This is a genomic window from Flavobacterium glycines (assembly GCF_900100165.1).
Taxonomy (GTDB): Bacteria; Bacteroidota; Bacteroidia; order Flavobacteriales; family Flavobacteriaceae; genus Flavobacterium; species Flavobacterium glycines.
The window spans coordinates 793,304-807,604 of the sequence record NZ_FNEO01000001.1 but is presented as its reverse complement, the minus strand read 5'-3'; the positions used below and the strand labels follow the sequence as shown (position 1 = coordinate 807,604).

At 34.4% G+C, this 14,301-nt stretch carries 12 protein-coding genes; 11 read left to right on the top strand and 1 reads right to left on the bottom strand.

The features are described from left to right. The first annotated feature begins 5 nt into the window (after positions 1 to 5). The 6 genes from BLR17_RS03095 to BLR17_RS03070 all read left to right on the top strand — a co-directional run bounded on the left by BLR17_RS03095 (position 6) and on the right by BLR17_RS03070 (position 6,591). Positions 6 to 1,217: a DNA cytosine methyltransferase gene (locus tag BLR17_RS03095; protein WP_066327768.1), complete on the top strand. Its 1,212-nt coding sequence runs from the start codon at positions 6 to 8 to the stop codon at positions 1,215 to 1,217. Between the two features lie 34 nt (positions 1,218 to 1,251). Further along, positions 1,252 to 2,709 (top strand): McrB family protein, encoded by a 1,458-nt coding sequence (locus tag BLR17_RS03090; RefSeq protein ID WP_066327771.1) that lies wholly within the window; start codon positions 1,252 to 1,254, stop codon positions 2,707 to 2,709. Between the two features lie 6 nt (positions 2,710 to 2,715). Continuing rightward, positions 2,716 to 4,395 (top strand): hypothetical protein, encoded by a 1,680-nt coding sequence (locus BLR17_RS03085; protein WP_066327773.1) that lies wholly within the window; start codon positions 2,716 to 2,718, stop codon positions 4,393 to 4,395. Between the two features lie 8 nt (positions 4,396 to 4,403). Beyond that, a complete protein-coding gene (locus BLR17_RS03080) occupies positions 4,404 to 4,820 on the top strand; it encodes a very short patch repair endonuclease (protein WP_066327776.1) in 417 nt (138 codons plus the stop codon). A 61-nt stretch (positions 4,821 to 4,881) separates the two neighbouring features. Further along, positions 4,882 to 6,000, top strand: a complete 1,119-nt coding sequence (locus tag BLR17_RS03075; RefSeq protein WP_066327778.1) for a PQQ-dependent sugar dehydrogenase — start codon at positions 4,882 to 4,884, stop codon at positions 5,998 to 6,000. Between the two features lie 132 nt (positions 6,001 to 6,132). Continuing rightward, on the top strand, positions 6,133 to 6,591 hold the full coding sequence (locus BLR17_RS03070; protein ID WP_066327780.1) for a c-type cytochrome: 459 nt from the start codon (positions 6,133 to 6,135) through the stop codon (positions 6,589 to 6,591). Positions 6,592 to 6,793: 202 nt separating this feature from the next. Here BLR17_RS03070 and BLR17_RS03065 read toward each other — a convergent pair whose 3' ends face one another. Then, on the bottom strand, positions 6,794 to 8,389 hold the full coding sequence (locus BLR17_RS03065) for a L,D-transpeptidase family protein (protein WP_066327782.1): 1,596 nt from the start codon (positions 8,387 to 8,389) through the stop codon (positions 6,794 to 6,796). 177 nt (positions 8,390 to 8,566) lie between these two features. Here BLR17_RS03065 and BLR17_RS03060 point away from each other — a divergent pair, with 177 nt between their 5' ends. The 5 genes from BLR17_RS03060 (at position 8,567) to BLR17_RS03040 (ending at position 14,278) form a co-directional block, all read left to right on the top strand. After that, on the top strand, positions 8,567 to 9,598 hold the full coding sequence (locus BLR17_RS03060) for a hypothetical protein (protein WP_066327783.1): 1,032 nt from the start codon (positions 8,567 to 8,569) through the stop codon (positions 9,596 to 9,598). Between the two features lie 18 nt (positions 9,599 to 9,616). Beyond that, a complete protein-coding gene (locus BLR17_RS03055) occupies positions 9,617 to 10,471 on the top strand; it encodes a polysaccharide deacetylase family protein (RefSeq protein WP_066327784.1) in 855 nt (284 codons plus the stop codon). A gap of 435 nt (positions 10,472 to 10,906) precedes the next feature. Then, positions 10,907 to 12,343, top strand: coding sequence for a circularly permuted type 2 ATP-grasp protein (locus BLR17_RS03050; protein ID WP_066327785.1), 1,437 nt, complete (start codon positions 10,907 to 10,909; stop codon positions 12,341 to 12,343). Between the two features lie 42 nt (positions 12,344 to 12,385). After that, the gene (locus tag BLR17_RS03045) at positions 12,386 to 13,339 is read left to right on the top strand and encodes an alpha-E domain-containing protein (RefSeq protein WP_083189369.1); all 954 of its coding nucleotides are present in this window, start codon (positions 12,386 to 12,388) and stop codon (positions 13,337 to 13,339) included. A gap of 6 nt (positions 13,340 to 13,345) precedes the next feature. After that, on the top strand, positions 13,346 to 14,278 hold the full coding sequence (locus BLR17_RS03040) for a transglutaminase family protein (RefSeq protein ID WP_066327786.1): 933 nt from the start codon (positions 13,346 to 13,348) through the stop codon (positions 14,276 to 14,278). The last annotated feature ends 23 nt before the right edge of the window (positions 14,279 to 14,301 follow it).

Here is a 14,301-nt window from a genome sequence, read left to right as displayed (position 1 = left end):
TAGACATGTACAATTTTATAGATTTATTTTGTGGTGCGGGTGGTTTTGCTAAAGGATTTGAAATGACAGGTAAATTCAAATGCATTGGTGGAATTGACAATAAACCATCAGCTATCGAAACTCATAAACACAATTTTAAAGATTCCATTTCAATTTGTGAAGATATTCGTAAAGTTCCACCGGAAAAATTTAATAAACTACTGAATGGACAAAAAGTAGATTTAATCATTGGGGGGCCTCCATGTCCTACTTTTAGTACAATTGGTCATGCAAAAATACAATCTGTTTATAAAGATCATGATGATAAAGATATTACTAATGACCCAAGAAATGATTTATTTCTAGATTATTTCAATTATGTAGATTTTTTTCGTCCAGATATTTTTGTGATGGAGAATGTTCCTCAATTTTTAACAAAATATAAAGGAGCAACATTCAATGCGGTAAAAGAAATAATAGAGCGTGATTTACCTGAATACGAATTAGTTAAAGAGGTCAAAGTATTAAATAGCGTAAATTATGGTGTTCCACAAAATCGAAGAAGAATGATTTTGGTAGGATTTAAAAAGGGAATGGGTTATAAATATCCTGAAATAACCCATTGGTATAAAGAAGGGAAATTTAATATTAACCCAAATGATTCAGAAATTGATATTGAAAAATTAGATAAACATATTACTGTAAAAAGTGCTATATCTGACCTTCCAAAGATTACTGACAATTGGAGAATTTCAGAAGTAGAATATAGTAAACATACAAAGCTAGACCAATTTCAAAAACTAATGCGAGAAAAAACAGGCAAAACTGTTAAAAATAATATCTGTAGATTAACAAATGAAAGGGCTAAAAAAGTATTTGCTCATATGCACCAAGGGTGTATCTATATGGATCTACCTCCTGATGTTAGAAAAATACTTCCATTTAGAGAGGATATATTTAAAGATAGGCTTAAGCGATTAGTTGAAAATAATCCATCTTGGACTGTTTTAGCACATATTGGAATGGATGGTTATATGTACATTCATCCAACAGAAGACAGAACTTTATCGGTAAGAGAAGCAGCAAGAATACAATCTTTTCCAGACGACTTTGTTTTCATTGGTAATCAGCAAGAAACTTATGTACAAGTTGGTAATGCTGTTCCACCATTAATGGCAAAAAAAATAGCTGAATCGGTATATTTTTCCTTTAAAAAATTTTACCAAAAAGCAAAATAAAACTTAACTATACCAAAAATAAAAACCGTTTTTTATGATATACATTAGAAATCTTTTTAAGCAAGATTTAAGAGATGGTAAACAAATAGCATTCCCTTTAGATCCTTCAGAATTATTCTTCAAATTTAGTTACAAAGCTCCCGATCCAAATAGAGCAATAACTTTTAAATTTAAGGTTCATTCCGATGATTCAGCATTTATTAGTTTAAATAATACAGAGATAAGTACTAGAATTTATGCTTCCTCAAGTGAATCACGGATTGATGGTGAATTGAAAGGGTTTTTAAGAGACCAATTAAATGCACAAGTTGAAGACATCGTTGTTTTTAGAGCTATAAATTTAAGTCTTTATGAGTTTGAATTTTTTCCCTCTGGAAGTCCTCTATATGATTTTTATAAAACAATTCTAAAAAATAAAAATCATGAGATAGGAATTGCAGATGATCAAATTGATTTAGAAGAAAATACAAGTCCAGAAATATCAAACAAAAACACCATCTACTACGGCGCCCCTGGCACAGGAAAATCGCATAAAGTAGATAAGATAATTAAAAACATTGATAAACACTTTTACGAACGAGTAACCTTTCATCCAGAGTATGACAATGCAAGTTTTATTGGAGGATATAAGCCTATTACTGATAAAGTAAAATATACTAATGATGAAGGTGAATATTTCGTAAATGAGGTTCATTATAAATTCGTACCTCAAGCCTTTACCAATATTTACGAGCGTGCTTGGCAAGATTCAGCAAATCAATATTATTTAGTTATTGAAGAAATAAACAGAGGTAATTGTGCTGAAATTTTTGGAGAAATATTCCAATTATTAGACCGTACTTCAACTTACACCGTTTCGCCAAGTAAAGAGTTAAAAGAGTATTTAATGCATGAAGCATTCAAAGATGAAAATCATGAAGGCATAGTAAATGGCTTAAAGTTACCACCTAATTTGAGTATTCTGGCAACCATGAATACTTCAGACCAGTCTTTATTCCCTATGGATAGCGCCTTTAAGAGAAGATGGGATTGGGAGTATGTACCTATTTGCTACGATCCAAAAGATGAATTGGGTAATAACAACGATTCATTTGATTTTGAAATTGATATTGAAGACGGCCAAAAATACAGTTGGATAAAATTTATTGAAAAAGTTAATTTGAACCACATTAAAAATAATCCATCCTTAGGAATGGATAAATGTATTGGGAATTACTTTATTAAACCGGAAAAGGATAACATAATTGCATTAAAACCATTCATAAACAAAGTGATTTTCTATTTGTGGAATGATGTTTTTAAAGACGAAGACAATAACGTATTTGAGCAAAATACCTCGTATGAAGATTTCTTCCCAATGAATATCAATGGTAAAAAGAAAATCAAAGAATTGTTTGAAAGAATTGAGTTGTTACCAAAAAAATCTTTAGAAATAAAAGAAGAAGAAACTCCATTAGCACAAGCAGCAGAACCACAACAAGTTTTAGAATAGGAATAGATGAAAATCCTGATAGAGAACGAAATATATCCAATCGATTTACTTGAAGAAGTATTTGATGATCCAAAGTTTTATAAGCAAAACGGTTTGGAAGGAACAATTACGTCTGTAGGCTATTACCATTCTTTTGAAAAAAATAGTTTGGTTTTTATGCTGCCAAAAGTCTTTATGGCAGAGAATAAGGAAACCGTTTTTGATTGTTCTAAAGAAGAACTAGTTGATTTAATTGATAACGAATCGGTTAAACATAAAACGCAATACAATTGGGTACGCCAATTATCGATACATTTTTACAACAGTTTAACGGAATTCAGAAAACGTTACAATCAAACTTCAATCATCCATAATTCAGAAACGTTTGAACTAAATACTAATTTAGGGGATAAAGAATATTCTTTTCTGGACTTGTTATTAAGTTTTGTGAATTTCTACAAAAAGAACAAACAACAAATATTATTCAAGCATATCGAGTTTGTATCAAACCAAGCAAAAAAGCCTAAGTGGGAAAAAACGATCAGAAAGTCAATGCCAATTGTAACAAATGGTAAAACACCCATATATGTTGAAATAACCAATAAAAAGAAAATTATAAATACAGAAGAAGAACTATTAACTTATTTCTTTTCCATTCTAAACCATTTAAACAAAGAACATAAACTAAACCTTAAAATTGATAAATCGTTCAGTTTTATAACAGGGAAATTATTCGATAACTTATGCCAAAACGGTTCAGTAAAACTGCGTAAAATCAAACACCGTTACTTTAACGATACACTAAAACGAATGTACGTCTTATGCGAAATGTATTTTGCGCAATTTGACAAAAGCAGTGGCAAACGAAAACGTGAAGATTTTTTAGCCATCAGCAACTACAATCTGGTTTTTGAAGATATGGTTGATAAATTATTTTCTGATAAACTAAACACACTAGAAGTTGATGGGATTACCATAGATAAACTAAAAAACAATGATGATGGTAAAATCATTGACCATATTTATGATTATAAATCGTTAATCGACACCAGCAATATTTTTTATATTGGTGATTCTAAATACTACAAATCGGATAGTACCGCAGGTAAAGTGTCAAAATATAAGCAATTTACCTATGCTAAAAACGTGATTCAGTTCAATATTGACTTACTAAACAAAAAGGGACAACAACACTTAGGTAATTTAAGATACAGGGACAAATTAACCGAAGGCTATAACATTTCTCCAAACTTCTTTATTTACGGCTATATTGACGATATTGATAATTATGATAATCATGTTATAAAGAAAAAAGGCAAACCGGTACCTTCATACCATTTTCAAGAACGATTATTTGATAGAGATACGTTGTTTGTTCATCAATATAAAATCAACTTTTTGTATGTTTTAAAAGCCTATACGCATTTCAATGAATTTGAAATTCAAGTTTTTAGAGATGAGGTTAAAAATAGATTTAGAAAGCACTTTTTGAAATTTTTCAATAATCAAGAAGCTTGTGGGTTTGAATTTTATGAATCAAATTTAAAAACAGAAGATTACCAAACTTTTGTAGAAGAAAATTTTAAAAAACTAAACGGAAAATGCTTTTGCACAATTGATAATAAATTATTGTTAGCAAAGCACAATGATGATAATGAATTAGATACAGTACTACAATATTTTCAAAAAATTGATAAACTAAAATAAGGATTATCATGGACGTCCACAATCCACAACAACGTTCCAAAAATATGCGTGCAATAAAAAGCACCGCAACTAAGGTTGAAATTATTTTAGGAAAAGCATTGTGGAATTTAGGCTATCGTTATCGCAAAAACAACAAAACCGTTTTCGGTAAACCGGACTTTACCTTTAAAAAACTCAAAATTGCCATTTTCATAGATTCAGAATTCTTTCATGGAAAAGACTGGGAAACCAGAAAGAAACCACAAACCAATGCAGAATTCTGGATTAAAAAAATCGAAAGGAATATGCAACGGGATATTGAAGTAACTGCTTATCTCGAATCTCAAAACTGGAAAGTACTTCGGTTCTGGTCAAAAGAAATAGCAAAAAATCTTGATGAGTGTGTTACAATCATTGAAAATGAAATTGCTTTAAGAAGCTCATAATCTTAAAACTATTCTATTAAACTTTTCACTACCTTTAAAACCACTTTTTAATTCCCAAATCATGAGATCATTAGCGATATTCCTTTTTTCTTTTATCATTTTCAGCTGTGAAGCGCAGTTGAAAACAAACGATGCCATTCCGCTACAGGAAGCAGTTAAAAACTACAGTTTAGAAACCGTTGTCGATGGTATTAACAATCCCTGGGGAATGGCTTTTCTTCCCGATGGCTCGATGCTGGTTACCGAAAAATCAGGGATTTTATATCATTTTAAAAACGGCACAAAAACAGAAGTCAAAAATGTTCCTGCAGTTTATAATCGAGGTCAGGGTGGTTTGATGGATATTGTATTGCATCCTAATTATGCGCAAAACGGCTGGATTTACATTACTTACGCGGCTACCGAGGGCGAAGGTGAAGGCGGTAACACCAAACTCATCAGAGCCAAACTCGAAAACGAAAGCCTCGTTCAAATAGAATCTTTATACAAATGCGGTCCGAATACCACCAAAGGACAGCATTTTGGTTCCAGAATTGTGTTTGACAACGAAGGTCATTTGTATTTTTCGGCAGGAGAACGCGGCAATCATTTTGTGAATCCGCAGGATATTACCAGAGATAACGGAAAAATCTACCGCCTGAATGACGACGGAAGCATCCCCAAAGACAATCCTTTTGTGGGACAAGCCAATGCCAAAGAAGCGATTTATTCTTACGGTCACCGCAATCCGCAGGGACTGGCAAAAAATCCCGTGACTGGCGCTATTTGGGAAAATGAACACGGTCCACAAGGAGGCGACGAAATCAACATTATCAAAAAAGCAGCTAATTACGGTTGGCCGGTGGTAACTTACGGTATTGATTACGACAACAGCATTATAAGCAACATCCAACAAAAAGAAGGCATCGAAGATCCTATTTATTATTGGGCGCCATCTATTGCTCCTTGTGGTATGGCTTTCGTTACCAGCAATAAATACCCGGACTGGAAAGGACATTTATTGGTAGGCTCGCTGAAATTCCAATATTTGGAATTGGTAAAATTAGACAGAAACAAAGTCATTGGCCGACAAAAAATCGCGACTAATGTTGGTCGTTTGCGCAATGTAGTACAAGGACCTGATGGTTTTATCTACATGGGCGTAGAAGGAAAAGGAATTGTAAAAATTATACCCAACTAAATTACAGTAAATCAGATTTTACGAGCTATTTAAAAAGTTACCGCAGATTCGCAGATTTTTTATAATAATTTGCGAATCTGCGGTAAAAAAACTGAAGCAGTGCTTCAACAAATTAAACCTAATTAGATTAACATGCTATTTACTAAAATAAATATTGGCGTAAGCCTACTACTTTTGGGTGGTTTGTATCTTTCAAATCCAACCTCTTTTACCAACTCTGAAAACGAATATCTTTCGATAAAAGAACAACAGCCAACGCCTTTGCAAAAAAGCATCGCCCGTGGTAAAGAGGTTTATACCGATTTTTGTATTCAATGCCATATGGCAACCGGAAATGGAAATGGAACGACTTTTCCACCTCTGGATGGTTCTGACTGGTTGAAAAACAAAAGAACACAAAGTATTCACGCCGCAAAATACGGTCAAAAAGGCGAAATTATCGTAAACGGAAAAAAATTCAATGGCATTATGCCACCAGCAGGTTTAAGCGATGAAGAAGTTGCCGATGTGATGAATTATGTAATGAATTCCTGGAGTAATAAAACCAAAAAAATGGTTACGATCAAAGAAGTTGCTTTATTGAAACCTTAACTTTAGATTATAATAAAAACATTCTTTTTTTTAAACCATTAAGAAAGTTAAGATTCATTAAGCCCTGAGCTTAAATTTCTGAACTTCCTTAATGGTTTGCTATTTTTATGAATCAACTGAATAAAATATTCCTTATTTTAAACCGTTAAGAAATTGAATTTCATTGAGTCCTGCGCTTAATTTTCTTAACTCTCTTAATGGTTTATTTTCTTAAATCAATTTCTAATTGAGCGTCTCTGCCATAAAGATCATCATAAAAATGCAGCACATCATATTCATCCACCCAGGCCGTAAAATAGGCCAAATGAATAGGAATTTCGTTTTTTAACTCGCAATAACTCTCCTCTTTTCTATTCATTGCCCAGTCAATACAATCAGCTGGCCAGTCGGGGTCGTCTTTCAAAATAAGATGTGCTAATTCACGGGATTTTTGCAAATTGATACATCCATGACTGTACGCCCGATAATCCAAATTAAACAATGCTTTAGAAGGCGTATCGTGCAGGTAAATATCATTACTGTTTGGAAAAAGAAACTTCACTAATCCCATAGAATTTTGAGGTCCGGGTCTTTGTCGCACATCTCCATTATTCCATTCCATATCCCGGGATTCTAAATAATTCTTATCCCTGCTCATTCCGCTTTTTATTTCGCTGTCAATAATACTTTGTGGCGCATACCAATACGGACTAAAAACAATTGTTTTAACACAGGCACTAAAAATTACGGTTTGCATTAAATCCTGCCCCACCACAACATTGGATTCCAAAACCCGCTGCCCATTTTTAAAATAATTCAGTTTAAATGCAGGAATATTAACCATGAGATATTCATCGGCCTTATCCAGTTCGGGATCTACCCATCGGCAGCGTTCCATATTAAGTGCTATTTTCTTAATGTAATGCTGAACTGGCAAATTCAATTGTTTAATTTGTTGCGGACTTATAAAATAATTAGCATAATAACCGTATCGTTTTTTATAACGCAACACCGCATTCATTAATTCATGATCATACAGTTGACTTTGGGAATCTTTTTCTAAATCGCCCATGATATACAATCGGTGTCTGATTTGACTAATCGTTCGGCAACTGTCATAGGGTTTATAATTCTGAATGGTCGAATCGTATTCAATCGTATTCCATTCTCCTTTTTTTTCAATCTCGCGGTATTTGTTTAAAGCCGAACGCAATTTGTAATATTGACTGAATTGGTATTTTTCTGCACGATCTAACAACTTGGGATTCTCTAATAACGCATCCAGAAATTCATTATAATTCAAATCTTTTCCTTGTAAAAACCATCCCTTTTTTTGTAACTGAATCCTATCTAAATCATCATATACCATTTGTATATAATACACATAAAGCACAGATAACATGATTTCTGTTTCATTATAAGACAGCGGATGCAAAGCGGTATTCGAATCAAAAATCCCGTCAATGGTTTCCTTATAATCAATACAGCCTTCAACGGCTTCCTCCTCTAACGAATTTGTTTTAGAATATAACAACCTGGCAAGCGGAATCAATTCGCAATCAGCATTGAACCAAATGGAATTGAATTTTCTATTTACATACAATGAAGTAACCTTAGACTGATAGGGTTGTAAATTAGAATACTTTTTAAAAAAAGTAGTAATCAGCTGTTTGTTGACAGGAATAACAGAAGGAGAAACCTCCTGTATTTGAGAAAATGGTACTGCAAAAACCTGCGTGCACTCTTTTGAATAAAGAGAAAAGGAACTGAAAGAAAAACCAATTAAAATAACTATAACAAATAAAGTAATTTTCCTCATAGCATAATTAGTTTACATAAAGATAGGAAACAATTGTTTTTCAAACAACAAAACAGCAAACCAAAAGGATGAAAAAACTAAAAAAAATCTTGTTTTTTTTACTAACAGAATACAAATTATATGAAAAAGTCGTTACTTAAAAAGTTACATTTGTATTAAACCCAAATATGCTTCTTTATGAAAAAATATACTCTAGCCCTACTTATCAGTCCTGCATTATTTTTCCTTTTCACCAATTGCAATCAAAGCAAATCCAATACTAAAGAAGCGACAAACAAAGACAGTGTAGCTGTAAAAACAGATTCGGTTAAGAAACAGAAACCAATCACCGCCATTGACACCGCCGATTACAACCGAAGAATGATCGCACTAAGCAACAAAGACACAACCGGTATGTGGCCTGTAAAAGCGCCTTATCCTTTGCCGGGAGCCTTATTGCCTTATCATAGAATCATTGCTTTTTATGGTAACTTGTATTCCAAACGAATGGGCGTTTTAGGCGAATACCCGAAAGCCGAAATGATTGAAAAACTACAGGGAGAAGTGGCCAAATGGAAAGCCGCCGATTCTACTGTTACTACGATTCCGGCTTTTCACTATATTGCCGTTTCCGCACAAGGCGCTCCCGGTGCCGGTAACCGTTACAACATGAGAATGCCTTTCAAACAAATTGACACCCTTTTAAGCTGGGCAAAACCAATTAACGCTCTGGTATTTTTGGATATTCAGGTTGGTCATAGTAATGTAAAAGACGAAGTAAGTCAACTGGTAGATTACCTTGCCTTGCCGAATGTTCATTTAGGAATCGATCCAGAATTTTCAATGAAAACTGGTCATGTTCCGGGTAAAAAAATTGGCACCATGTCTGCCGATGATATCAATGATGCGATAGACATTCTGGCCCGAATTGTTCGCGAAAAAAAATTAACTCCAAAAATATTAGTCGTTCACCGTTTTACACAAGGAATGGTAACTAATTACAAAGCCATCAAAAGAGTTCCCGAAGTTCAAATTGTGATGGACATGGACGGTTTTGGAAGTCAGGTTTTAAAACGATCTACTTATTTAAGATACATTTACAGAGAACCGGTGCAGTTTACAGGTTTTAAATTGTTCTACAAAAATGACAATTGGAACGACTGGAAAATGTACACTCCGGAGCAATTATTAAAGTTTGCGCCAAGACCAAGCTATATTCAGTTTCAATAATTTTAAGTTGATCAGGAAATGAAAAAATCGATATCATTAGGAATACTTGGTCTATTTTTAGCCGTAAGTTGCCAACAAAAGAAAGAAGTTTCCACTCAAAAAGAAGTAGCAGTTTCGGAAACTAAGGCAAGTCCCAAAAAAGAGGAAAAACTGGTTATGGCCAATGCTGCCGAGATATTGACCCGAAAAGAAGTGCCTATTTTATGCTATCATAATATCAAAGATTTCTCAGCATCGGCAGGTGAAATGACCAAAACTTATACGGTAAAACCAAACCTTTTTGCAGAACAAATGAAAGCTTTGTCGGATGCCGGATATCACAGTATTTTACCGGATCAATTGTATGACTATTTGGTATACAACAAAGCTTTACCGGAAAAACCGGTCATGATTACTTTTGATGATACCAGAGGCGAACAATACAGCATTGGCGCAGCCGAAATGAAAAAATACAATTTCAAAGGGGTTTTCTTTGTAATGACCGTTTCCATCAACCGACCTAATTATTTAAGCAAAGAAGATATTAAAACACTCTCCGATTCCGGACATACAATTGCAGCCCACACCTGGGATCACCACATGGTAACTAAATATGCCGGCGAGGACTGGGAAACGCAATTGGTTATACCAAAAGCCAAACTCGAGGAAATTATCGGAAAACCAATAAATTACTTTGCTTATCCTTTTGGATTATGGAATAAGGAAGCCATTCCTGAAATTAAAAAAAGCGGTTATAAAATGGCTTTTATCCTTTCAACCAAAAGAGATTCCATCGATCCGCTTTACACCATCAGACGCATGATTGTATCCGGAACCTGGTCTACTCCTCGTATGATGGAAGCAATGGAAGCGACTTTTAAAAACACGAAATAATCATTTCTGGATTTTAAAAAAGACAAACACAGATTTCACGGATTACACAGATTTTTTTAAATAACAGAAGAGAATCCGTGTAATCCATATAATCTGTGGCAGAAATAATAATATATCTGTAAGGCGAATACTCTGGAATTAGTGACTCTTATATCCCAATCCAAAAACATTTTCTTAAAATCCGTGAAATCTGTGAAATCTGTGTTCCTCTACTCATCCTCATTTTATTATTGATTTTACTGTTGAGAAATTTGAAAAAAAATGAATTTAAAAACACTATTTCTCAAAAAACACAGCAGCAAAAAACGAATGCTACATTAATTACATTATTCACATATAAAACAAAATATCATACTGTAAATTTTATTAAATTAGCCTAAAGACTGATTTATTTTTAATCAAATTTAGTTTTTATTAATTTTTCAATAATTACAGATGGTAAATTTAACACCGAAATTAAGCCCAAAGGGATGGGATGAAATGTTTTCGAAGGACGGCGTAAGAGACGCTTACAAACAAGTATTGCAAACATTAGAAGGTTTAAATCTTGACAAACTAAATGTAAAACAGAAACAGGCTTCGGATATTTTTATGAATCAGGGGATTACATTTACTGTTTATAGTGATGATAATCAGGGAATAGAACGCATCTTCCCTTTTGACATTATCCCCAGAATCATCACTAAAAACGAATGGATTGAAGTCGAAACCGGAATTGCGCAACGTTTGAAAGCCTTAAATCTGTTTTTAGAAGACATTTACAACGAACAGCTGATTGTAAAAGAAGGAATAATTCCTGCTTCATTAATCGCTTCCTGTCCGCATTATTTACCGGAAGCACACGGAATCAAAGTGCCGCATGACATCCATGTTCACATTGCCGGAATCGATTTAATACGGGGAGAAAAAGGAGAATTTTATGTGCTGGAAGACAATCTAAGATGTCCCAGCGGAGTCAGTTATATGCTGGAAAACAGAGAAATTACCAAACGTATTTTCCCGGAAATGTTCCGTGCTAATAATGTAAGTATGGTAGCCAACTATCCTATGATTTTTCATAACATTTTAGTTTCGCTGTCACCCAGAAGTATTCCTAATCCCAATGTGGTTTTATTAACTCCCGGCGTTTACAATTCGGCCTATTATGAACATACATTTTTGGCCAGACAAATGGGAATTCCGCTGGTAGAAGGTCGGGATTTGGTAGTAAACAATCACAAAGTATACATGAAAACCACCTCCGGATTGCAACAGGTAGATGTAATTTACCGTCGTCTGGACGATGAATATTTAGACCCACTGGTTTTTAAACCCGATAGTACACTTGGAGTTCCGGGATTGATAAGTGCTTATAAAATGGGTAATGTTGCCTTAGTAAATGCCGTAGGAAACGGTGTTGCCGATGACAAAGCCATTTATGCTTTTGTACCTCAAATGATTAAATATTACCTGAACGAAGAACCTATTCTTAAAAATGTACCTACGTACCAAATGGAAAATCCGGAAGAACGTGAATTGGTTTTTGCGGATATGGGAAATATGGTTATCAAAGAAACCAATCAAAGTGGCGGCTACGGAATGGTAATGGGAAACAAAGCTACCGAAGAAGAACTCGAAGCAGCCAAAGTGGCTATTTTAAATAATCCGCGCAATTTTATCGCCCAACCCATTATTCAGTTAAGCACCGTTCCCTGCTACATTGACGGCGAATTAAAGTTGCGTCATGTCGATTTGCGTCCTTATGCTTTGTGTGGTCCTAACGGGGTGAAAATTGTTCCCGGCGGACTCACCAGAGTAGCGCTAACAGAAGGTTCACTGGTTGTAAATTCTTCACAAGGCGGAGGAAGCAAGGACACCTGGATAATGAAATAAATACAATTTGAAATTGTTTTTTAAAACCTTAAAAAAATAACTATGGAAGTAAATATGCTCAGTCGTGTAGCCGACGGAATGTTTTGGCTTAACCGATATATGGAAAGAACCGATGGGATGTTGCTTACCCTCAATACGCTTTACATCATGTCTTTTGATCAGGAGACAAATGATTACCAGGGATACAAACCCTTATTAAAATATTATACCGATTTAGCTCCGGAACACATCGCCGAATTTCAACACGACACCAATTTTGTATTGAAATATGTTATTTGCGACAACAAAAATCTCAACTCGGTACGGAATCTAATTACCAAAGCCCGTGAAAATGCCAGAGGTTCTCAGGATAAAATTACTAAAGAACTTTGGGAGCACATCAATTCAATGTATCATTACATTAATGCTGCCGACTTACCCAGCCGTCTTGAAACGCCCGAAGCCATCAGTATTTTAGCCAAACTGAATAAGGATTTCCTGCTTTACAATGGGATTTTTCATGTTACTATGCCCAGAGGATTAGGCTGGTGTTTTTCAAGTATTGGCAAACATATTGAACGATGCTTACAAACTATTTCGATGACGCAATCCTATTATGCTCCCATTGAATACAATTTAGACGGAAAAGAAGATTTACTCTATTGGCGAAAATTATTATTGTCTTTATCCGGTTATGAATTATATCTTAAAAGCTACAGTAATATTCCGCACAATCGCAAAGTGATCCAACATGTCATTTTCAATCCTGATTTTGCACACTCGGTGATATTTACTTTAGGATTAATCGAAACCTATTTAGAATGTGTTTTCAAAAACAATAACCTGATGGAAGCCCGCACCATGCGCAACCAATTTGGACGCTTAAAAAGCTACATTGAATACACCGATTACCATCATCTTAGTAACTATCAATTAGAGCAGGTACTCAAAAACACCAAAGATCAGTTGAATGAATTTTCAATGGATTTCTCTAAATTATTTTTCTCATATACCTAAAAAACAATGGCCGTTTTCAACATTATCCATATTACCAAATACAAATACAATTTACCCATAAAAGAAAGTATCAATGAGATTCGTTTGTTTCCTCATAATTTTGAAAATCAGGATGTATTGCAATACCAGCTTTCCATTACACAAAATCCTAACGTGTCTTACACCAACGATTATCATGGCAACAGAGTGGGAAATTTTAATACATTAGAAGCGCATAATGAAATGACCATCGAATCACGAATGTTAGTTCGCGTAAATCATTCGCTAAAAATTCCGGAAATTGACGAGACTAAGGCTAAGGATTTAAACCTGCACAACGATATTTATTTGTTACGTCTTTGTTCTCCGGAAAGCATCGAAAAACAAGAGGAAATTAATAGTATTCTAAAAGAAATTGATTACGAAAACAAATCAATCATCGCTCTTGCTTTTGATTGCAGCCAATACATTTACAACAACTTTACCTATACCAAAGGCATTACAAATATTGAAACAACAGTAGATGAAATTTTGGGACACCGCAAAGGTGTTTGCCAGGATTTTGCACATGTGCTTTTACAGCTTCTGAGAACTGCGGGCATTCCATCAAGATATGTAAGTGGTTATATTTGTCCCAACGAAAGCGGTCTTAGAGGTGAAGGTGCTACCCACGCCTGGGTTGAAATCTACACCCCAAAACAAGGTTGGCTGGGCATTGATCCTACTAATAATATTTGGACAATGGACAATCATGTCAAATTATCGGTGGGAATGAATTTTAACGATTGTACACCTGTTAAAGGAACTTTTAAAGGCATTTCTAAACAAACGCTTTCGGTTTTTGTTTCTATAGGTTATGAAGACGGAAGGCATTTTGAAGAAATCAACGATGTCGAATTACAAAAAAATTCTGTTGAATTTGAATTACAGTTAAATCACGCCGAACAACAACAGCAATAATTTTTCCGAAAATTTCAAATCAG